This window comes from Rhodothermales bacterium, assembly GCA_017643395.1.
Taxonomy (GTDB): Bacteria; Bacteroidota; Rhodothermia; order Rhodothermales; family UBA10348; genus JABDJZ01.
This window is the reverse complement of record JAEPNP010000003.1, coordinates 75556-99514: the sequence shown is the minus strand read 5'-3', so window position 1 is coordinate 99514 and position 23959 is coordinate 75556. Positions and strand designations below refer to the sequence as shown.

At 62.9% G+C, this 23959-nt stretch carries 8 protein-coding genes; 1 reads left to right on the top strand and 7 read right to left on the bottom strand.

Going from position 1 to position 23959, the window contains the following annotated elements; all coding sequences use genetic code 11:
- From JJ896_10930 to JJ896_10920, 3 genes are all read right to left on the bottom strand, one after another.
- Positions 1-2601 (bottom strand): tandem-95 repeat protein, encoded by a 2601-nt coding sequence (locus tag JJ896_10930; GenBank protein MBO6780156.1) that lies wholly within the window; start codon positions 2599-2601, stop codon positions 1-3.
- Between the two features lie 184 nt (positions 2602-2785).
- Positions 2786-5005: a CHRD domain-containing protein gene (locus tag JJ896_10925; protein MBO6780155.1), complete on the bottom strand. Its 2220-nt coding sequence runs from the start codon at positions 5003-5005 to the stop codon at positions 2786-2788.
- 90 nt (positions 5006-5095) lie between these two features.
- On the bottom strand, positions 5096-12427 hold the full coding sequence (locus JJ896_10920; GenBank protein MBO6780154.1) for a T9SS type A sorting domain-containing protein: 7332 nt from the start codon (positions 12425-12427) through the stop codon (positions 5096-5098).
- Positions 12428-12836: 409 nt separating this feature from the next.
- Between JJ896_10920 and JJ896_10915 the strand changes: the two genes are divergently transcribed.
- Positions 12837-19613, top strand: coding sequence for a T9SS type A sorting domain-containing protein (locus JJ896_10915; GenBank protein MBO6780153.1), 6777 nt, complete (start codon positions 12837-12839; stop codon positions 19611-19613).
- Positions 19614-19620: 7 nt separating this feature from the next.
- On the opposite strand, the gene JJ896_10910 is transcribed toward JJ896_10915, so the two are convergent.
- The 4 genes from JJ896_10910 to pdhA are packed head-to-tail and all read right to left on the bottom strand — an operon-like array spanning position 19621 to position 23945.
- Complete coding sequence (locus JJ896_10910) at positions 19621-20427, bottom strand: metallophosphoesterase (protein MBO6780152.1); 807 nt, start codon at positions 20425-20427, stop codon at positions 19621-19623.
- Between the two features lie 7 nt (positions 20428-20434).
- Entirely contained in the window at positions 20435-21754 is a 1320-nt protein-coding gene (locus JJ896_10905; protein ID MBO6780151.1) for a pyruvate dehydrogenase complex dihydrolipoamide acetyltransferase, read from the bottom strand.
- Positions 21755-21790: 36 nt separating this feature from the next.
- Positions 21791-22861, bottom strand: a complete 1071-nt coding sequence (locus JJ896_10900; GenBank protein ID MBO6780150.1) for a pyruvate dehydrogenase complex E1 component subunit beta — start codon at positions 22859-22861, stop codon at positions 21791-21793.
- A complete protein-coding gene (pdhA, locus tag JJ896_10895; protein MBO6780149.1) occupies positions 22800-23945 on the bottom strand; it encodes a pyruvate dehydrogenase (acetyl-transferring) E1 component subunit alpha in 1146 nt (381 codons plus the stop codon). Before pdhA ends, JJ896_10900 begins: the two co-directional genes overlap by 62 nt.
- Positions 23946-23959: the final 14 nt, after the last annotated feature.

Here is a 23959-nt window from a genome sequence, read left to right as displayed (position 1 = left end):
CTATTTGATAAGCGTCATCGTGCCTGTGGCCACATGCGTGGTCCGCACGGTGCGCGCTTCTACGCGGTAGATGTAGATACCGGAGGCCAACTCTGACGCATCAACCGGAATAAACAGGTTGGTGCCCGCGGAGAATTGCTGCGCAGGAATCGACAGCATTTCGCGTCCGAGGAGGTCCGTCACACGCACAGCAACTTCGGCCGCTTCCGGAAGGTCAAACTGGATGTTTGTATTCGGATTGAACGGATTGGGGTAGTTGCCGCGAAGCAGGAAGGTCTTCGGCGCGAGTTCGTCGATCGGCTCGATGGAGGTGACGACGTTGCCGAGCTTGGCATTGCCGGCAGCATCGAAGGCCGTCATGGAAATCGGGTAGGCTGGCGAATTCAGCAGGCCGCCGACGACTACGGAATAGGTAGCTCCAGCGTCTGTGAGGGCAAGCCGGAATACGTCGATCGTAGATCCTCCAGACGTGCGCAGGGCGAAGTTGTAGGAGTTCGGCGTATTCGGCAGATAGGGCGTAAAGTCTCCGAACGTGGCGCCTGCCAGTACTGTCACTTCCCCCGGATTGTCGAGGTCGTCAGACTGGTTGACGATGTCGATCGTCGGCAGGTCAGAGCCGCCCTGGAAAAAGAACGCCTCAAACCGGTCGTTACTGGTGGACTCCTTGGCGTTGGGAATGCTGTTCAGGGCATAGCTGCTCTGGGTGCTTCCGCCAAGGATGATGACGTAGGTGCCGTTCTCATCCAGCGTAGTCTGAAACGTTGCCACCGCGCCGCCCATGCCGGTGCCGTTGGGTGTCATCACAACGTCCAGCGTGCCGTCGGCCCGACTCACAAAGGGCGAGGCCGTGTGGTACGGAGCGTTGAGCAGAAACAGCTCACCGTTGAGGTAGACATCCGCCGGGTCAACCTGGGCGTCGGGCGCGTTATGGATCACCTGGAGGCGGGCCGTGCCGGTTGGGTTTACCGTGATGGTCACCGTGCCCTGATCGGCCAAAGACCCGTCCGAGGCTTCGTAGACGAACGTGTCGGTGCCGTTGAAGTCCGCATCGGGCGTGTACAGGAAGCTGCCGTCCGCCTGGAGACTGATGTCACCGTTGCTGGTGCCGGATACCAGGGAAGCCGTCAGGTTGTCGCCGTTTGGATCCGAGTCGTTCGCCAGCACGCCCGGCGCCGGCACGCCGAGAAAGTCGTCTTCGTCGACGTCATAGCTGTCGTCGGTGGCGGTCGGGGCCGTGTTGAGCGAGCCGATGGTGATCGTTACGGTCGCGTTGTTCGAGTCCTCCTGGCCATCGTTCGCTTTGAAGGCAAAACTGTCCCCTCCTGACTCGCCGTTGTTCGGCGTGTAGACCACCACGTTCCCGCTCTGGTTGATGCTCCCTTTGAGCGGCGTCGCGGTTATGGTATAGGTTAGCGGGTCGCTCTCTGCGTCCGTAGCCACCAGGGTGATGGTGACCGCCTGATTCGATTCCGTGGTCACGGACTGATTCTGGGCGACTGGAGCGTCGTTGACCGCCGTCACGGTGATGGTGACGGTGCCCGTGTTGGAGTTGATCGTGCCGTCGTTGGCCACGTAGGTAAAGGTGTCCGTCCCGGAGAAATCGGCGTCGGGCACGTATGCGAACGAGCCGTTGGAAGCCAGCGACACCGACCCGTTGTCCGGACTGGTTTCCAGGGAGGCAGTCAGCGAGTTTCCGTCGGCGTCCGTGTCGTTGGTGAGCACGCCGGGAGCGGGCACGCTCAAGGCGGCGTCTTCGCCTACTGTGTACGAGTCGTCATTCGCGATGGGCGAGTTGTTGCCCCCGCCGGTCGAGCCGACGACGATTGACACCGTAGCCGTGTTCGAGTCCTCGGTACCGTCGTTCGCCTTGTAGGTGAACGAGTCGGTGCCGGTGAAACCACTTCCCGGTGTGTACTGCACGGTGTTGCCGGAGACCGTGCCGAGCGTGCCGTTTCCCGGGGTGGCGACTACGCTGTACGTGAGGTTATCGGCGTCTGCGTCCGTCGCGGAGAAGGTGACCGTGACCGGCGTGTCCTGAGAGGTAGTGACGTTGACGTTGCTGGCAACTGGTGCGTTGTTGGAGCCGCCGCCACCACTGCCGGTGGCGTCAAACGTGAACGACGGCACGTCGGGTGTATGGGCCGGATTGCCGCTGTTCAGTCTGAAATCCGTCAGGGTGATCGTCGACGAGACCGCCGCGGTGGCCTTCAGTCTAACCAGAATCAGCGTGCCACTGCCGGTAAAGGCGTTGTTGGACGAGGTGAATCCGCCGATTCGCCCGTTCGCATCATTGGACGACACCGTAAAGTTTTGCACCAGCGTTCCACTGCTGTTGTGGAAGTTCGGGGAGCCTGCATCGGCTCGATCTGGAACCACCGCGGGATCCGAGCTGGTGATGGTCAACTGGAACGAGTTGACGCCTGCGCCCGCCTCGACGCCGGACAGAACAACCGGCACTTCGACTACGGTGCCAACACTCGTTGAAACGTCGGCAACGGTCACCGTTACCTGGGCATGGCTCCCGGAAACGCCGGCAATAGAGAGGAAGAGAGCGGCTGCAAGGCAGCGGAGGAAAGACGAGGAACCCCGTAGCAAGCGCATAGGCCGGCGAGTGTTGAAATGAATCGAGCGGGATGGGGCGACGCGGGTGCAATCGTTCGTGGTCCGCTCTTGTTCCTAGTACTCAGAACGCGCGACCACTACCCAATATGGGCCACGCATATATACCAGAAGCCCCGGCCCGCCGTTGGCGAACCGGGGCTCCGGAAGGTCTGGACGAAGCCGCTTATTTGATAAGCGTCATCGTGCCAACTTTCGCGTAGGTGGCCTGGGCGGACCGAGCCACCACGCGGTAGAGGTAGAGACCTGAGGCCAGCGATCCGGCCTGGACCTGAATGGCGCGGTCGGCCCCGGCAGACATTGCCTGCGTCGGGACGTTCAGCACCTGGCGGCCCAACATGTCGGTGATGGTCACCGTCACGTCGGCTGCCTCAGGCAGGTCAAACTGGATGCTCGTGCTCGGATTGAAGGGGTTCGGGTAGTTGCCCTTCAGCGCGAACTCGGTCGGCAGGTCAGCTTCGCCCTCATTGGACGTCACCGTGCCGCGCTCCAGCGTAATCTCGGCAGAGGTACCCGCAGTCCAGCGAGAGCCGTCCGTCGTGATCACGCGGTGATACAGCGTGACCGTGCCGCCTACGTTGACCATGCCGGGGTCGGCGTCGGTCACGAAGTCGTACAGTTCGGCCGCTTCGCCCACCGTGACACGGAAACCGTTGCCGTCGGAGAAGTCGTCAAACGATACGATGTCCGTGAAGCTCGCGTTCATCGACATCTGGTACAGGTAGTTGACCGTGTCACCGTTCGGGTCGTTGGCCGGCAGCCACGACACCGAGTAGAGGCGATCACCACTGTTGCCGATGATTTTCACGTCCGACGGGGCACGGACGGCCGTTCCGTTCGGCGCCGAGTTCGGGGCCGGCAGGATCTGACCACGCAGTTCACCCGGGCCATAGGCCGCGGAGTGCACATTAACGTACGCGCCGCTGTTCCAGATGGCGTCGGCGAGCGCCGCGTTGGTTGACAGGTCCACAACCGTGTTGAACGTGCCGCTACGGTTTCCAGCGTCGACAGACACCCCGGCCGTGAGGTCTTGCACCACACCGCCGTTCTGCCCGACAGGTGCGTTGTGCACGTGCGACGCAGCGAAATCGCCGGCAAGACCGGCAAAGTTACCCGTCATCGTGGCCACGCCGTTGGCGATGGTCACGTTCACCACGCCCGAACCGGGAGAAGCGACGAAGGGTACTTCATTGACGCCGGACAGCACGGCCTCGGCGGTTGCCGTCGAGGTGACGGTCACTGTTGCGACATTCGAATCATCCTCACCATCGTTGGCGGTAAAGGTGAACGTGTCGTCGCCCGTGAACGGGAAGTCCGGCGTGTAGGTCGCCACGTTGCCCGCCAGGGTCACGGAGCCGTTGGCCGGCTGAGTGACGCTGTAGGTAAGGGCAGCAGGACTGCTGTCCGGGTCTGTTGCGCTCAGCGTGACGTCCACGTCGGCGAAGTTGTTCGTCGATGCACTGGCATCGCTCGCAACCGGCGGCACGTTTGCAGCCACGAAGGTGACCGTGACAGAGCCGTCGCGATCAGCGTACACCGGCGTGCCGGCATTGAAGACAACGCTGTTCAGATCCAGGGTGCTTGTGCCAGCCGCTGCTGCCGTAGCAGCGATGCGGGCAATGACACCTGCGCCGTTGAGGGCGCCGCCACCGGAGTTGAACGCTCCAACCGTGATCGAGCCGGTAGCACCTCCACCACTGGAGTTAAACGTCCAGCCGGAAGCGTTGAGATCGCCAGCAGAAACGGCACCGAGGGTGACGACTGCGGGATCATAATCCAGATCGAAGTTGAAGGAGATGACGTTGTCACCAGCCGTGAAGGCGTCCTCTGCCGTGATCTCGATAACGAAATCAGGAGCGGTCGTCAGCACGTTGTGGTTCGACGCGTTGAGGAAACGATTAGAGGAAACCACGGCGGCGGAGAGGTCGGAGCCTGCAGCGACGGCGGGGTTGCCTGCGTTGAACGTCGTTCCGGTCAGCGTAATCGTGTCTGAGCCGGCGGCGACGAAATTAAATGTGAGAAAGAGCAGCGTGCCCGAGGTGGTAATGTCCGTGCCAGTCGAGAAGCCACCGATGGTGACGTCCGCCGTGGACGGAAAAGTACCGTTGTTGTTGTTCGTGAAGGCACTGGCGAGAGCGCCAGTGTAGTTCACGCTAGCAAGTGCAACGTTGCCGTTCGTGTTACCAACCGTCAGCTGGTAAGACTGAATGGCTGCACCACCCTCTACGCCGCTCAGGTCCACAGCTACGACTGCCGACTCACCGGGGCGCCCAGAGATGTCGTTGACTGCCACAGTGACCTGTGCCAGCGAGACATCGGCGCCCATCGCGACGAGCGCGATGGCAAGGGCGGCGGAACGCAGCCAGTTTGAGAGAACCTTTCGCATGGGATATATCGCTCTTCTTGGGTGTGTTGCCAGATGGGATCGACACCTCGGGGAGGGAGCCCTGAGGCCCCCTCCCCTCGGCTGTCAATACTATTTGATGAGCAGCATGCGGCCGTTGTCGACCTGCGTCTTGCTCTCCATCTGTGCAATGACCCGGTAGAAGTACGATCCAGAGGCAAGCTGCGAAGCGTTCAGCTGAATGGAACGCTTGGCGCCGGCCTGGACCGTCTGAACCGGCAGCACCATCACGCGACGACCCAGCATGTCGTACACCTCAACGGTGACCTCGGCGGATGCCGGCAGGTCGAAGGAGATGTTCGTGCTCGGGTTGAACGGGTTCGGGTAGTTGCCGAGAAGCGCGAAGTCCTCGGGCAGTTCGACTACGTCGATGCCTTCGAGCTCCGTTGCCGGGTTGTTGTTGACGGCACCCTGTCCCTTCAGAGCGAACTCGTTGCCCGCGTTCGTCAGCTCGATGCTGATGTTCGCCACAACGCCGTCGCTCGGGATGGCCTCGAGGCCGAAGCCTGCGATGCGGAGGGTTCCGTCCTCACCGATCATGTGCTTGACGGTCCATCCCTCGACTGCGCCGGTCACACCAGTCACCGTGGCGAGCTCGGTGTTGATCAGCGTTTCGAAGTTGAAGGACACGGCAGCGGCATTGTCGCCGGTGAGCGTCACAGGAATCGTGACCTTGGTGACCTGCATGGCTACCTCGCCGAAGGCGACGTCAGAGGCCGGGTTCGCGGCGAACTCTTTCTTCGAAGCTGCGCCCGGGGTCGGGTTCAGCCATGCGTCGAAGATCAGAGCCGCATCGAACGGCGTGACACTCGCATCGGTGTTGTAGTCAGCTGCAGTCGTCTGCTTGGCCGTCAGGGTCGCGAGACCCAGGAAGGCATCAAGCGCCAGGCTGGCAGATGCCGGGCTGGCACCACCGGAGCCGTCGACGTTACCGAGCACCGGGTTGACGGTGACATCGTACGTCGAAGACACTGCGCTGCCCAAGGCATCGGTAGCCGTGACCGTGATGGTCGCCGGGCCGGCGTCAGCCGTCACGGAGCCAGCAGTCAGCACGTAAGGCTGAACACCGGTCGTCGTCACCGTCGAGCCGGATGCAGCCGCCGTGGCGATGGCATCGTCGCTCGAAGCAGCGGTGTAGGTGAAGCCACCCGTGCCGCCGGCAAACTCACCGGAGACATCCTGGTCTACGGTGTTTCCGTTGGTTACCACCTGGTCAGTCAGCGTGCCACCAGCAGAGGCTGCCGGGTTGACCGTGACGGTAAAGGTGCTGGTCACCGCATCGCCCTCGGCATCGGTCGCCGTGAGCGTGATGGTGGCAGTACCCTGACCGACAAACGTCACCGTGATCACGCCGGTGGCGGCATCAACAGTCGCCGTCGCAACTGCCGTGTCGTCACTCGCAACCGTGTAGGTGTACGGAGTCGTACCGCCAGCGATTGCCGTCGAACCGTCGACGGTAGCGTCGGCGGCGCCAACGCTGACCGGGTCGAGGTTGGTCAACGCTGAACTGGAGAGCGCAGCATTAACCGTGGCCGTCACCGTAGCCGTGGCAGTGGTGCCGAAATCATCCGTAGCAACAACCGTGATGGTGCCACTTCCCGCGGCAACGCCTGTCACCGTGAGAATGTCACCGGCTGCCGCACCGGTCACTACACCGCTGTTGTTGTTGGTCACAGCGTACGTGTAGCTCTCCGAACCGCCGAAGAAGACGGTGGTGAGGTCCACGGTTTCACTGTTGCCAGCATTCAGCGTGAGTGCGGCCGGGTCGGTTGCCCCCATGTTCTGCTCGAGGCCGAACGTGAAGAGCACTCCGTTGGAGTTGACTGCGCCAACTGCATTTCTGGCCACTGCTACCGGCTCAGTAGACGACACCGCGAAGTTGTCGTTGTCGCCAGCCGTCGGGGCAGCTGCAATCCAGAAGTTGGTTGTCGCGCCGTCCTGCCGGCGAATTGCGCGCATGCGCTCGACATCCTCCTGGTCGAAGGCGGAGTAGCCTTCGGCCTGGAATTCCACGTCGTAGTCCACTGACGGCGATACCGTCGGAGCGGACTCAATATTCCAGTGGAAATCCGGGTAGCGGCCGATCGAGAGCGCGTTGCCCTGCGAATCGGTGGTGGAGATCGGCAAGCCGTTCGAGCCACCAGGTGAAGAGGCCACGTAGCCTACTGTCAGCTGGATGTCGTCGGCGCCGCCATTCAGGTCACCAATGTCGTTGGCCGGGTCGTTGAAGGTGATTGCGAACGGGCGGTAGTTGCCTGCTGCATCACCGAGAGGAAACTCAACGCGGTTCGGGTTCGTGCCGCTCGTTTCGATGCCCTTCTGGACGTTGCCGAAGATAACACCGTCCGTACGGGTGTAGCCCTGGGCGCCGGTGCCACCGTGATCAAGTGTCACCGTGTTGGTGCCGGTGATCAGCGGGCCATCGGTCAGCACAAGCGTACCACCTTCCATGTCGAGGTCGGAATCGATGGTAACGCCGGCGGCGTTGTTGATCCCGAGCGCGCCAGGCGTGGTGCCTCCCGCAGCAACGGTGATGGACTGAGCAGCCGAGCCGGCCATGATGATCAGCTCTGTAGCACTCGTCACGAACGAGCCGGTATCCTCAATGGAGAGGTCGCCGGTGACCGTAAGTGAGCCACCACCCGCGACAGTCAATGCAGCGTCAACAGCCAAGTCGACCGTCGTGCGGGCTTCGTGCATGGTCAGCGCGCTATTCACATCCATCGTCAATGGAGCTGCATACGCGTTGGGCCACTCGTTGTCGGTAAGCGGGGTGAGGCCGTTGAAGACCACATTCCAGTCACCGGCAAGGGTGAAGGAATCCCCAGCCTCGACATCTGCATCGTTCTCGTAGGTGATCGTACCGCCACTCGTCAGAGTGAAGGTCTGATCCGAGTCATCGAACGGATCGATGTCGATGCCACCGTCAAGGATGATGGCGTCGGCCGTAAGGCTGACTCCGTCGAGGAAGGCGAAGTCGGTGTTGTCCGTCTCGAAGGTCGCCACGGCAGACGGAAGTTCATTTCCGGCCGTAGTGGCTGCTCCACCGTCGTACTCCACCTTCATTCCTGTTCCCAGGGTCGGGGCGTCGTCGAACAGAGCAAGCACGCCTGTTGCGGAGACGATAATCGTCGATCCGTTACCGAAGGTCACGGTCGAGTTGGTCGTGGCCGCGTTGGCATCGTCCGTAGTGACCGACGGAGACACATCCAGGTTCGCAGTACCGGTGATGGTCAGTCCGTTGCCCGGATCCACCGTCATGTCGATGAGACCGTCCACCTGGACGTTCTTCAGCGAGACGTTGACGTCATCGGAGTCGAAGGCGGTAGCCGCGCTGAAGTGCACCTCGCCGTCGCCCATCGTGATGGCGCCGCCTGTAGCGACGTTGTAGTCAAAGTCACCACCTGCGATGTCAAGGGTCTCATCACCGATTGCAAGCGAACCTGCCTCCATAGTGAAGTCACCGTTGACCGTGAACGTGCGGTTCGTGATCGGCGCAGTGGTGTCGTCGGTTACAATCGTCGTAGTGGACGAGGAGTTGACCGTGAAGTTGTCGACGTCGGTATCCGACTCGAGCGTCAGGGTCGTTCCTGTCGTGGCGAACGTACCGTTGGTGAAGTCTGCATCGAACTGGGCATCGCCGGAAAGCGTCAGCGTGAATCCGCCGAGGTCCAGCGCGTCGTCAACGTTCAGCAAACCGGAAACGGTGGCGTTCGACAGCAGCTCGTCCACGCCGGTCAGGGTCAGGTTGGGAATCGTGTTCCCGTTGACGTCGATGTCGCCACCGCCGTCCACGTTGACCGTACCCGTAGTACCCAGCGAAGCGTCTGCATCGGCCTCGAAGTTTCCGCCGACTTCAAGCGTGCGGCCGCCCAGATCAAGAGTGGCCGCTCCGGCGCCACCGTCTCCAACGTCGACCGTGCCGTCCGAGTCTGCATCGACACCATTCAGCGTCAATGATGCACCCTCGTCGATGTCGATGGAATCGATGTCGCGAATCTCATCATCGCCGGAGAGCGTCAGGGCGCCTTCGGTGACGGTGATTGCGCCGTCGATTTCCGGGTTGTTCGTGCCGTCGTCCGCCATATCCAGGTTGAGCGTACCGTCGGTGACGGTGACCGCTGCGGTCTCCTGGATTTCGTTGAGCGAGACCACTGCGTCGTTGTCAACCGTTACCGCTCCAAACACAGCGTCGCCGGCATCGTCATCGGTCGTGCCGTTCACAGTGTGATTGGAGTCGAAGGTCGTCGCAACCGTCAGAGAGCCTTCGAGCGAGGAGGTCGCATCACCGTCAACGGTGAAGCTACCAGCGCCAGACACCACGACGCCGCTGGCGACTGTGAAGGCACCAGCCTGCGTCCAGGCTCCGGTGATGGTGGCCGGGTCACTGAAGGTGGAGGTTCCGTCCACGTCGAACGTGTCGCCGCCGTTCACAGTGAAGCCATCAGCTGCCGCGTTGAGGGAGAAGTTGCCCGCAACGCCGACGTTGGCGTCGATGACGACGATTCCGTCAGTGACGGTGAAGTTGCCAGACAGGTCCGCAGCGTCGTCAATGGTCAGCGTCGCGCCGGAAGTCATGTTGACCGTCGCGGACTTGGTCTGACCGTCAGAGAACTCCCCGGAGGTCGTTCCTGCCGCGCCGAAGTAAACCACATCCCAGGAACCGGCGAGCGTACCGTTAACGGTCAGGGTTCCGGTAGACGGGTTGCGCGTGATCGTAGCCGACGAACCGGTCATGTTGACCGTGTCGCCGGTGTCGACCACGAACGTTCCGTTGTTCAGTGCCAGGTCGCCGGTGATGTCGATGTCATTCCGCACGGTAACCGTGGCGGTTCCGTTTACGCGGATGTTTGAAATCGACGGATCCGTAGTCGGAGCACCCGTGACAGTGATGTCCTGAGCACCGCCGTTAAACGCAACAGCGCCTGCGGTGGACGAGGTGGTAATCTGGGCCTCGTCCTCCAGCGTCAGGCCACCGGCACCGATGGTGACGGTGTTGTCGCCCAAGGCGAGTGTCGCGTCGTTATTGACGTCTACGCCGTTGTCGCTGACGGTGAAGCCTTCCGAAACGGTAACGGTGCGGCCGGAGCCGTCAGCCGTGAAGCCGTCCACCGTGGTGTTCGGACCCGGCGAGAAGGTCGCCCCGCCCGAAGGAATGTTGATTGTCACATCCCCGGCGTCGGTGAGCGTACCACCCGTGAAGTCACCGCCAAGCGTGAAGTCCGCGTCGTCCAGATCCAGGATGCCGGCCGGAATCGCGATGGTCGCGCTTCCTACCGTCAGACTGGTGCCTGTACCGGTTCCGTCGAAGGTGCCGTTAACCGTGAAGGCTCCGCCGATGTCGGATGCGGCGAATGCAGCGGCCGAAACCGTGCTACCCGCGTTGATCGTGGCTGCGCCATCGACGTCGAAGGTCGAATCCAGGGTGACGGCACCAGAGAAGGTGGCCGTTCCCTCAACGCCGAGCGCACCGGTGACCGTTCCGCCGTCGGTGGTGAAGTTACCACTGTCCACATCAAGAGCGCCGTCAATCGTGGCGTCCGAGATTGTGGCATTGCCGTCCACGTTGATCGTGTCGTCGCCATCACCGTAGGTGAAGTCGTCGCCGGTGACGGTGAGGCCGTCCAGTTCGTGCGTGCCTGCGCCGTCGTTGATCGTGATGTCGTCGCCGGAAACCGTCAGGGTTCCACCGACATCCAGAACGGTAGCGTGTGTTACGGGGCCGTCGGCCTGGAGATCAACGTTGCCGGTCGCCACCAGGTCAGTGGTAGTGATGGCACGTGCAGCAGACAGAGTGAGTCCGCCGACCGTTTCCAGGTCGTCGATCGCAGCCGTGCCGGCCGTAATGGCCAGCGTTCCGCCGCCCCAGTAGCCGAGGTCGGTGAATGCGCCGGCGAAGGAAGCGGTGACCGTGTTGCTCGCGCCTACTGCGATACCCTCATCCTGGATGGCATCGCCCGTGTTGTTGTTGAAGTTCGAGGCCGCGTTGGTCACATCACCACTGAAGCCCGTGGTGGCGTTGATTGTGAACAGTGCGTCGTCCGCGTTGTCAATAGCGAGGGCGTGCGTGACATCTTCGTCGGCGTCGTCATCGTCGACCACTGTCTGCTCCGTGATCGAGCCGTTGATTACGAACGTACCGTTGTTGTCAATCGTCGCGTAGACGGACTCGTCGGTATCGAGTGCCGTTCCGTCCTCACCCGTATTGTCGATGCTTTCCAGGACGATGTTGTCAATCGTCATGGACGCTCCGGCCGCGTTGGAGATACGGACCCCATCAGCGTCGATATCGCCAACGGTCAGCGTGCTCGACATGGTGAACGTGCCATCTGTCTGAACGAGGTTATTTCCGTTCAGGTCGACGTCTCCCGTGGTGACGTCGCCGGATCCATCGTGGTCGAAGTTGCCGCCGGTGACGGAAACCGCGCCGTTGAAGTCCACGTCGTCGTCGCCGTCGATCGTAATCGAGAGGGCAGTAACGGTGCCGTTTGCCGTGAAGCTACCGGCATCGGCCGTGCCTTCGATGGACAGGTCGGCGGACAGGGTCATGTTGCCCGTGACCGTTACATCCGATGCCCCGGTGACGTCGAAGTCCCCACCACTCACGGTGGAGTTGAACGCCACATCGCCTGCGCCGTCGATGTCGATGGCGGTGCCGCCGACGGACTGCTGGAAGGTTACCGCTGCATCACCGTTCAGGTCGACGGCTCCTGCGGTAATCGCCTGGTCAACCGTCAGCGATCCGCTGTCGAACGCTGCGTCGGTCGAGAGCGTACCCCCGCCGAGGGCACCATCGGAAGGCAGTTCCAGACCAGTGGTGATCGTCGCAGGACTGCCACCGGTGTTCGTCGGGTCATAGCGAACGGAACCGTCTCCGAGGTAAACAAAGTTGTTACCCGAAACGGAACCGTCATTGACTTCAACCGAAACACCTGCGGCCAGCTCAAGGATGCCGGAGGCTACGGTAAGGGCGCCGTCGGTCAGGCGGACATCGCCACCCGTGACCCGAAACTTCCCGTTACCGCCGGAGAGGCTCTGATCTTCGTCAATGTTCAGGTCTTCGATGAAGACAATCGTATTGCCCCCGGAGGCCTGAACCTGGAAAGTGAGGTTCTCAATACCGGCATTGGATGCCTCGGGATCGATGTCCTCGTTATAGGTGCCGGCGAGGATGACGATCGTATCGCCGTCGCTGGCTTCGCTGATGCCTTTGTCGATGGTCGCGAAGGGACCGACGCCTGCACCGGCGTTGTTAATCTGGCTACCGTCGTTGTTGTCGTCCCCTTCCGTCGAGTTGACGTACCAGGTCGACTGCGCCGACGAGTCCTGGGGTCCAGTGAACGCCGCGAGCACGAACACCATCACCAAGGAACCAAGAAGCTGTAGCAATTTCTTGCTGTCCATGGACTGAGCCTCTCCTTGAGTTATTAGGATTGTTGACTAGAGGGTTGAGAACCGAAAGGCGAGGGGCCGTCCAGCGCTCAGATTCGTTGAGCAACAGCAATGGCGACCAGCATCAGACGCACTGGTCGCCAACACGCTAAGCGGTAGGCGATTGCTCAGCAAAGGGGTAGAAGTTCGAAGTGGGTGAGCTTCCGTTGTGGGAGGGATACACCGGAAAAAGCCGACGCACCCAATGCCTGATTCGCCTTTTTTGGAAGCGCGAATTAGGCATTCACGCGAAAATGGGGCGTGGCATGAGTCATTGTCAACTCCTGCGGTGTATAGCGAGCAGTGGACATCGTCCGTATCTGCCGCAGATTGAACTGCACCGGCCGATAGCACACTATCTTCACGTTATAAACAGGCCTCCATGCTCCGTCGCCTCTGCCAGGCAACCGTTTTCTTTCTCCTTTGCGTGCCCTCAGCGGCCTCGGGCCAGGCGTGTGACATTTTCGTAAACGCGTCGGACGGGGACGACGGCAACCCCGGATCCCGGGTGGCTCCCCTCCGCTCGTTTGAGCTGGCCTATCGCAACGCACCCGCTGGCGGCCGCGTGTGCGTTTCGGCCGGCGAGTATTTCGTGGGGGACGATGCGGACGGAATCAGCCTGGACATCCCGGGCAAGTCAGTCACCTTCCAGCTCGACGCTTTTGCTGGAGCGACAGAGGTCCGCTTCTCCGAGAAGTTTGTGCGCTTTGCCTCCGGCTCGGGCACGCTGGACTTTGAGCCCGGCAGCGCAAGCGCGCTTGTCTTCGGCGCAGGCGTCGCGAACACGGACAATCCGACCGCACCCGAACTGGAGAACGCGCTGCACTCGGTCTACTTCGATGCGTCCATCGTCGACTTCACCGGACTGACCGTCACGCTGGGCGCGTCCGTCGGCGTTCCGGGTCGCGTGAATCCCGCCAACTCCTCCAAGGTCGCTCCCGATTCGGCACGCGTGCGCTTCCAGGGCAACACGCTTACAGGCAGCATCCAGTACACGCCGGCCCCACGGGTCGTCGAGTTCGGCGGCGGCCAGCAGTATCGCCTGCCCACAGACCTGAGTGATCACAGACTTCTCTTCTCGGGCGATGTGATTGTCGCCGAGTCCATCGATCTGCCACGCGGGTCCATCGAGTTTGTGCGCTCGGGAGAGGTGCTGTTCCAGGACCGGGTGACCATCACGAACTCCGACAGCCCCATTCGGAGCACCGCCGACTTCGCCGGGCTGGCGAACATGCCGGAGGTACACATCGCAGGCGCCTTCCCTCCGCCCGCCGCGATCCTCCACCGGGGCGGTACACTTTTTATCGGTGCCCTGAGACTGGGCGAAGGCGCCGCGCCCGCAACCAGTCGCATCGAAAACGCGGGTGACCTGACGATCCGCGACATCGCATCCGGGCAGCCATGGAAAGCGGACATCGTCAATCTTACGGGCTCGCTCCTGTTTGGCCCCGGCGGATCGCAGCCGCTTCAGTTTGACGGCGCACTGTCCAACGCACAGGTCGCACGGCTGTCCAGCGTGCACTTTGCGGGCACCGACCTGCCGACGGCGCTCAACAACACCGGCGCACTGCTCCACAATGGACTGACCCTGGCCGACGCCTCGGACACGTACCTGAACAGCGGTACAATCTCCTCTGCGTCGGCACCGCTGGTTCTGGGCGATGGGGTCTCGCTGTCGGGGGGCGGAGCGACCAGCACTACCGAACTGCGCGCCGGCTCACGGCTCGACGCGGCAGAAGCCACAGCGCTCCTCGTTACGGGAGACGCCTCGCTGACCGGCTCCCAACTCGCCATCACCGACTCGCTTGTTGTCGACGCCGCGGTCACCCTCGATGCTTCCACAACCGCCCTTGATGTGCGCGGATTGGTCCGAGTCGACGGCACCCTGTCCGGCACCGACACCCTCCTCGTCGGCGGCCACCTGCTGGGTTCAGGGTCCGCCACCGGATTCACCCTGCTTCGCCTCGACGGAGGGCTCCGGCAATCCGTCAGCGGCCTTGCTTCCTGGCCTTCACTCGAACTGGCCGGTGCAGGCATCGATGCCCCGGAGGGCCTCACGGTGTCCGGCCAAACCAGCGTCACGGCCGGGGAGCATGTGGTCGGCACCGAACTGCGCACGGGCGATTTGCTGGTCAGTGGCGGCACCCTGCAGCTCGAGTCGGCCGCTTCGCTGGATGCCGCATCGCACATTACCCTCGTATCCGGCCGCCTGGTAGGCTCGGGCGGGACCGTTATCCGTTTCGGCGGTGATCTCCTTGGCGATGGGGCCGTGTGGCAGATTCCGGACGCGGTGCTGGTCGCATCACCTGGCGCGACCCGCAGGCTCGGGCTGTCCGGCGGCATTATGGCCGAGTCCCTTTCGCTGACCGGCGCAAGCGTGACGCTAACGCAGCCGCTCGAACTGATCGAAACGCTGACGCTTCCGGCCACGAGCTCCCTGACGCTGGAATCCACGCTGACGCTGTACGCGAATCTTCTGTCTGAGGGCGGCACGCTGGACTGGCTCGGAGCTGGCGACCTGGTCTGGAGCGGGACCTCCCGGATATCAGGCCTGTCCACGCTTCCCCCATCGATTGTGCGGGGCGCGCTGGAGTTTACTGAGGACGTATCGGTGTCCGGATTGCTGAACCAGGAGGCAACCGGTCGCCTGACCATTCCGGCCGGCACCGCGCTGACGGTTCAAGGCATAACGAGACTCCATGGTGAGGTCACGGTGCTCGGGTCGCTCGATCTGACGGGCGCAGCCGACCTGGCCGACGCTTCTTTGTCCATGGAATCCGGCACGTTGGTTCTGTCAGGGGCAGGGCAAGCGCTGGTGCTCCCGCCGCAGGTTGTGGGGGCCAACCTCATCGCTCGCGGAGCACAGGTGAGCATAAACTCAGATTCCGTGCTCCGGCTTCTGGGCACAGCTGACATCTCGGGCGTGCTTGAACTCGGCAGCGCCCGGATTCAGCACGCCGGTGCCTGGATGTCGGTTACAGGCACGTATGCCGGAAGCATTTCGGTGACGGACCAGGCCGCGCTCGATTTCGGACTGCGAGGAAATGGCGTTTATGGGGACCTGACACTGTCCATGGGCGACGAGTCGCGCGATGTGGTATTGGAGAGCCCAGCCCTGAACCTGGCTGGCACGCTGAACCTGGAAACCGGCGGCATTAACCTGAATGGCGGCGCACTGCAGTTTGTCGGCAATGCGGCTGGATTGGCGTTGAACGTGTCCGACGAAGCGCCGGGTAATGGGACTCCGGACGGCGTGCGCATTGCGGGGGGCACCGTCAATGCCGCCGGTACGCCGTTCGACCTCTCATGGTCGGGCGACGTCACCAGCCTGTACACACCCGGAACCGAGTTGACCTGGGGCCCCATCCGCGACCTTTCGGTGGACCTGAGCGACGCGGCCAACGACCCGGCCGTGTTCGGGCTCAGCCTTGGTGCTCCCATCGAGATCTCCGGAGCACTATCGGTGACCACCGGGGCCCTGGTCCGTCTGGAGTCGGGAGCATCCCTGCGGTCCACGGGAGCACACGCGCATTTCCTCGGAGGGCGCACCGAAGGCAACGGCGAAATTCGTCTGGTCGGAGCGACATCTGTGCAGTGTGACGCCGACGGCCGCGTGGAACGGCTGGTGCTTGAGGATGGGGCGGGTACGCTGCTGGAGCTGGCGCACGTGTCGAACCTTACCATCACCGGGGGCTCGGTCACGCTGGGATCCAGCGGCCGTCCCGGCGGCCTGCTGATTGAAGAATCAGTTGTCGCAACCGACGCCGCAATCGCGATCGCTGACCGTGTGGAGCTCGCCGCCGGCGCCTCGTTGACCGGCACGGCATCCAACTGGACCATCGGAACCGATCACGCGCTGTACGCCCGCGCGGGGGCATCGCTCACGACCGATGCGGCAAGCATCTGGCAACTCGGCGCCGGCACCACCCCTCCAGAGATCATAGACGGCGGTTTTGTCGTCCTGACCGGCGACGCCACTCTCGGCCTCGCCTCTCCCCTGCCCCGCCTCCGTGTGGCGCCTGAAAGCGAAACCGCATCGGATGACGTGGTCCTGGCAACGGACCTGGTGATCACTGACGAGTTGGTCGTGGTGGACGGCGACATCTTCATGGACCGGTTCTCCGTTACTCTGGACGGTGCTTCGGCCCTGCTGGACGCGGATGGCGAGGCATTGGACGGCGACGCGGACGCCTTTTTCGGTGATTTCGCGGGCACGGGTGGCGACCTCATTCTCAAGGGGCCTTCCAACATCCAGTTGGGTAATTCGGTGGAGGTGTCGTCCGCCAACCTGCGCGTGCGATCAAATCAGGACACCGACGTGGTGCGCATACGCTCGGTGAACGGTCCGCACGAAGTGGTGGTCACCAACAAGCAATTCTCTCTCGAGCGAGGGGTCCTGGACATCGGCCTCAACGACATCGTGCTCGAAGGCTCGACGGCGGATGTCTTTCTGTCTTCTGGTGGGCGGTTGGTGGGCACGTCTGCACCGCAGCTCCCCGCACTGGCCGCCCACCTGGGTGATGCCGCGCTCTTTCCTCTCAACGACGACCATTTCGGCGAACTGGTGCTCGGAGCCGGAAACGCAACGGTCGCGCTCAGCGCCTCGGTGACCCTCGACAACGTTCGGCTGCGGGGCAACCTTCGGCTGCCGAACAACGGACGCACGCTTACGGTGGCCAACAGATTGGCGGCCGGGCGCGGAGGGTCACAGTTTCTGGCCGCCGCAGACGGCCAGCTCCAGATTGGTGCCGGGGCCATGATCGTAATGCAGGGTCGTGGCGGTCTTGCGGGGCGCCCGGAGTTCCTGGGTGCGTACGAGGTGCACTATGACCTGCACGACGGTTCAATCAGTGGTCGTGCCAGTGGAGCCGTTGCGGGCTCCTTCAGTCCCGGCGTGGAGATCACCGCAGGGTTTGGCGAACTGCGTCGGCTAAGCGTGCTGGCCTCGCCGGGCATTCAGTTTCGCAACATCACGGCGCTCCGCATCACGGACGCGCTGATCGTCTGGGCGGGAACGGCAGACTTTGGGGGAGCCATCACCGCCAGCGGAAGCGTCATCTCCGCGTCGCTGGATGCGACGAGTCGAGCGGTTCTGCGCACCGGTGGGGGTTACGCGACCTCATCGCCCATCAACCTGCTGCTGTCAGCGCCGTTTGGGGACTTGACACTGGCTCCGGATCTCTTCCCCGCTGGAGCGTCGGTGGACTCGCTTGCCGTACGAGCCGGGTCCGGCGCCGCTTCTCGCATTCTCATGGCGGGGGATCGATCGGTAGGGGCGGCTACCATTTCCCTGCACGGCGCGGACGACTCGTTCAACCTGAACGGAGCCATGCTCACAACCGAGCGGTCCCTGGAATTGCTGGGGGCCGGGATGGTGACCTCAGGACCGCTGGCCCAGCTCAGCAGCGGTGAAGCATTCACGCTCGCAGCGGAGGCATCCGTGGGCGGGTCGGTGGCGCTGGAATCCGGCGGACTGGCAAACCTGGCAGGAGTCTTCTCCGGGCTATCGGTGACGGCCGGATCAGACCTGATCGTAGACGGCGATCTTGGCTCCTCCACGTCGCTCTTCTTTACCGGGGCGGATCAATCACTGGAGTTGAACGCGGGGCCCGAAGCCGTGGCCGCGCTCTCCATGAGTCAGGATTCGGACGATGGCGTGGTCAGGCTTTCAGGCGCCGACCTTTCGGTCACCGGATCGGTGGTGCTTGAACGTGGCGTCTTTGACACAGGGAGCCGGACGCTCCGACTCCCCTCCAGCCCCGGCGGAATCGCTCGCGGTCCCGGAGCGACCAGCTTCATCCGGGGGGCGGCGTCGACCACGCTGCCGGCCGGCTTCTCCGGCTCGTACCCCTTTCACCTGGGCGGTGCGGTATATCGGCCGCTAACCCTCGGCCTGACCGGGCTCCTGACTCAATCCACGTTCCGAACGGAGCTTTCGGAGGATCCGGTGCAGTCTGCATTGGGGCTGCCTGGATTCACTGGCGCGGTAGATCTGGCTCCATTCACGTGGCGCGTGACGAGTTCGGTCAACTTTGTGGCCTCGCAGCCCTATACCGTCACGGTTTCCGTTCCGGAGTCGGACCTGAATGGTTCTGCCTCCGGAGTGCTGCTGCGTCAGGAGCGGCTGCTGACTCCCCAAACTCGCGCCGCCACCGGCACCGTTGCGGACGGCCGTTTGACCGCTGAGTCGTTTTCGCTCAGCGGCGGACTCAGTCAAACCGGGTCCATGTTCTCGATCGGGCTTTCCGAGCTCCAGGGGCGCACGAACACAGCCCTTCAGGTGGTGAATGCCGACATGCGTCTCGGCGGCGGAGATACGGAATTCGACGTTTCCGGCTTTCCGGCGGCGAAGCTTAGACGGATGCAGGCGACGGCCTCAGCGGCCGTGTACCCCGGCGATCGTTCGGCCTTCGAAGCATCCACTGCGCAGAGCAGCGTCGGCGTGCCCCTGACCGACGAACGCCTGACCGTGCTGGTCTCCGCGATCGGCGAACGCCTGATAGCCGTGCCGGACGTGCGGGCCGAGGCGCTCTTTCCGGCGCGCATCCAGCCGTGGGTGGTCAACGCCTCCGCGGACGCCGCGGATGTAGAGTTTGAAATCAACGGAGACAGGACCAGCGTGGAGGCCTTCTCTGGAGCGGTGCCGGGCGCTTTCCTGGCGGGAGTGGTGGACGTCGTCGTGCGCGATGGAAGCGGTGCGCCGATCGTTGCGCATCGATATGACCAGACCCCGCTGGCGGGCTCTACCGTTGGATACGTGCTTACCGGCTCTGCGTCTTCCCAGACTCCTGGCTTTGGCCTACAGATCTGGGCCGTGCATCCGGACGGGCGCATTGATCTGGGAGAGGTGACCACGAGCAGCGACCCCGGGTCCGAGCTGCCGGAACGCTTTCTGCTCCACGGCAACTATCCAAACCCGTTCAACCCTGTTACGCAGTTCGTATTTGATCTGCCTTATGCGGCGGACGTTCGGATCGAGGTGTTTGACCTTACCGGAAGGCGTGTGGCGCTGCTGTCCGAAAGCCTTCAGGCAGGCGAGCAGCATACCATCCAGTTTGACGGCGCGCGACTGCCGTCGGCCGTATACCTGTATCGGGCGACTGCTCAGGGAGCAGCCCGGAGTGAGTCTGCTACGGGCAGGATGGTGCTGCTCAAGTAGGGCTGACCTACATCCCGATCCCAATCCCCGGCTTGAGCAGGTTCGGGCTCACCGCAAGCGTTTCCCGCCGTACCAGACCGAAGTCTACGCCGTCGTAGTCGCGGCGCTCTACCACCACGGCCTGGCCGTCCAGTTCTACGATGTTGTAGGTGTTGGCATCCTTGTCCGGGCCGCGACCCCTCGTGGAGGTCGCTGTCCCGGCGTGTACCATGATGGGACCTTCGTTGCTACGGATGTTCTGCGCCACGTGCAGGTGGCCTCCCAGCACAACCTGCACGCGCCTGTTTGCCGCTGCGGCCAGCAATTCCCGTCCGCCGCGGCAGACATCAGACCTCTGTGCGTGAGGCATGGGGGCGAGGGGATGGTGGGCCACCAGCACACGCACGTCCGGGGCGCCTTCGAACGCATCGTCCACCAGAGCAATCTGGCGCTGGGTCACCTTGCCACCCTTGACGGTGGCGCCGTGCGCCGTGTTCAGACCCAAAACCCAGCACTCCGACATCTTGACAAGCGGCGCCAGGTCATCTGAAATCACGTCCTGAAACCGGCTGACCGGAGTCCGCAGGCGCCGGCCCGGCCACCACATTGGCCAGACGTCGTGATTGCCCGGCACTACCAGCACCGGGGTCTTGAACGACCGCACGAACTGCTGGGCGTCCCGGTACTGCCAGGAATACGCGCGCTGCGTGAGGTCTCCGCTGATGACCACGAGATCCGGCTCCCGGTCCTCGACGTCCAGCACCAGCGCCTCGACCACGCCCCTGTGGGCGATCCTGCCGAAATGAACGTCCGAGATGTGCGCAAGTCGGGTCAAGATGACCCTACAGCAGCATGCTCGCCGGCTCTTCCAGGTACTGGCGCACGGTGGCGAGGAATTCGGATCCGGTAGCACCGTCCACCACGCGGTGGTCACACGACATCGTGAGCTTCATGCGCTTGCCAGGCACCACGGCGCCATCGACCACGACCGGCGTATCACGAATGGCTCCGATGGCCATGATGCACGCATTGGGCGGGTTGATGATAGCGGTGAACTCCTCGATGCCGAACATGCCGAGGTTGGAGGTCGAGAAGGTCGACCCACTGTACTCCTCGGGCTGCAGCTGCTTCTCGCGCGCGCGGCCGGCCAGTTCGCGCGTCTCCGCGGCGATCTGCGCCAGTCCCTTGCGGTCAGCGTGGCGGATGACCGGCGTGATGAGCCCATCGTCAATGGCCACCGCGATCGCGACATGCACGTCGTTGTGGTGATGGATCTCGCCCTGGTCTTCCATCCAGGACGAATTGACCCACTTGTGCTGGCGCAGCGCGAGCGCGCAGGACTTGGTGATCAGGTCATTGAACGACACCTTGGCCTTGCCCTGCGCCTCACTGATGGCGTTGAGCTGCTTGCGGAAGCTCACTGCCTTGGCCATGTCCACGTCCACCGTGAGGTAGAAGTGCGGGCTGGTGAACTTGCTCTCGCCCAGCCGGCGGGCGATGGCCTTGCGCATCTGGCTGATGGGCGCGGCGTCGTAGGCGCCTTCGCTCGAGGCGGCAGGCTCCGGGGCCGGCGCGGGCTTGCGGGCCGGTGCCGGCTCGGGCTTGCGCTCGGGAGCCGGAGCTGCGGCGGGGCGGGCTTTGGGCGCGTCTCCGGCAATGGCGGCTTCCACGTCGCGTTTGATGACGCGTCCGTCCGGGCCGGATCCGGCCAGCGCAGCCAGGTCGATGCCGTGCTCGCCAGCCATGCGCCGCGCCAACGGCGATGCCTTCACGCGGCCATTGTCGGAAGTCGGGGCGGGAGCGGCGGCCTCTGGTGCAGCCTCAGCCTCTTCGGCCGGCGCTTCATCAGCAGGCTCCGCGGTCGGTGCCGGGCCCGCGGCCCCATCGCCCGAGTATTTCGACAGAATGGCAGTGGGATCCTCTCCCTCCTTCCCGAGCACGGCAATCAGCGCGCCGATGGGCACCGAAGAGCCTTCTTCGATCACCCGCTTCAGAAGTACGCCGTCGTCATAGACCTCCAGGTCCATGGTGGCTTTGTCGGTCTCGACCTGGGCAATCACATCGCCCGCCGACACTTTCTGTCCTTCCTCCGCAAGCCATGCCACGAGCACACCCTCTTCCATGGTGTCGCTCATCTTGGGCATTTCAACCGCTATTGCCATTGCTGTAGTGGGTAGTGGGTGTGGGTTCAGCCGGTCCTAGACGTACATCACGGCCTTGCAGGCCTCATACGCATCGTCCTCCTGGGGCATATAGTACTCCATGAGGTTTTTGGCGTACGGCGCCGGCGTGTCCTTGGCTGTGATGCGCTTGATCGGCGCGTCCAGGTAGTCGAACGCGGCCTCCTGGATCCGGTACGTCATCTCACTGGAGATGCTGGCGTACGGATTGGACTCGTCGATGATGACGCACCGGTTGGTCTTCTTGATGGACGTCAGAATGGCGTCCATGTCCAGCGGACGGATGGTGCGCGGGTCGATGACCTCGGCGTTGTACCCATCGGCCTCGAGCCGCTCGGCCACTTTCATGGCGATGTGGTAGCTCTTGGAGTGACCGATGATGGTAACGTCATCCCCTTCACGGGCGATGCGCGCTTTGCCGAGGGGGATCACGTAGTCCTCCTCATCGGACACCTCGCCCTTCATGCCGAACATCACCTCCGACTCCAGGAACACCACGGGGTTGTCGTCCCGAATGGCGGCCTTGAGCAGGCCCTTGGCGTCATCCGGATTCGACGGTGCCACCACTTTCAGGCCCGGAATCGTGGCATAGATCGATTCGGTGGACGTGTTGTGCGTAGCGGCCAACTGGCCGGCTGCACCGTTCGGGCCACGGAAGACGATCGGCACGCGGAACTGACCACCAGACATGTACCGGATCTTGGCCGCGTTGTTGATGATCTGGTCGATCGCGACGAACGAGAAGTTGAACGTCATGAACTCGATGATCGGCCGCAGACCATTCATGGCCGCGCCGATACCGAGTCCTGCGAATCCGTTCTCGGAAATCGGGGTGTCGATGACACGCTTGGGACCGAACTGGTCCAGCATGCCCTCGGAGACCTTGTAGGCTCCGTTGTATTCCGCCACTTCCTCGCCCATGAGGAAGATGTTCTCGTCGCGCTCCATCTCTTCCACCATGGCGGCGCGGAGGGCTTCGCGGAACTGAAGAACTGCCATTGCTACTCTCTCTTGATTCTGGTTCGCGCTAGCGGCCGATGTACGGGTAGTCGTCCTCTTCGTAGATGTCCTCGTAAATCGTCGAGAGATCCGGGAACGGGCTGTTCTCCGAGAACTCGACGGACGCGAGCACTTCTTCCTTGACGTCCTCGTCGATCGCGTCCAGCGCGTCTGCGTCGGACATCTTCTTTTCGATGAGGTAGGCCTTCAGGCGAATGATGGGGTCTTCGTTCTTCTTGTCCTCCAGCTCCTCCTTCGTGCGATACTTCTGCGGGTCCGACATGGAGTGGCCGCGGTACCGGTAGGTGCGGATTTCGAGGAACGACGGCTTGAAGTCGCGTGCCATGGCCACGTGGTCCTGCATGGCCTTCGTGACGGCGAACACATCCATGCCGTTGACCAGGGAGGACGGCAGGCCGTATCCGACGGCCCAGCGCGTGAATTCGGTCTCCGAGAACGCACGATGCACCGCGGTGCCCATCGCATACTGGTTGTTCTCGACGGCGAGAATGACGGGCAGGTCGTAGAGACCGGCAAGGTTCGTCGCCTCGTGCACGGCACCCTGGCCGTGGGCGCCATCGCCATAAAAGCCGATGGATACGCCGCCTGTTTCGCGGTACTTGTGACCGAAGCCGATGCCGACCGCGAGCGGTACGTGCGCACCAACGATGCCGTGACCGCCGAATAGCCCTTTTTCCTTCGAGAAGTAGTGCATCGAGCCGCCTTTGCCGCGCGAGCAGCCGTCGATCTTGCCGAAGAGCTCGGCCATGCACTCGTTGGCACTCATGCCCAGCGCCAGACCGTGCCCGTGGTCGCGGTAGGCCGTGATCACGGAATCCTTGCCGATCTCGATAGCCGTCGCGGTACCCGTGGAGACCGCCTCCTGGCCGATGTAGAGATGCAGGAATCCGGCGATTTTCTGCTTGCCGTACATCTGCGCGGCTCGCTCCTCAAAGCGGCGCTGCAGCAGCATGTTGCGATACATCGCGAGCACATCGTCGGCAGAGAGTCCGACGTCCTCGTGTGTGTATTTCCCCGCGGGGTATGCGTTGAACGTGCTCTTGAGGCTGATCGCCTTGTCGGGGAAGTTCTCCTGACTTGCTGCGGCCTGTCCGTTGGTGGCTTTCTTGGCCGTGGACCGGCGGCGCGTCGTGGTCTTTTTGGTTTCCGCCATTAACTCGTCGTCTG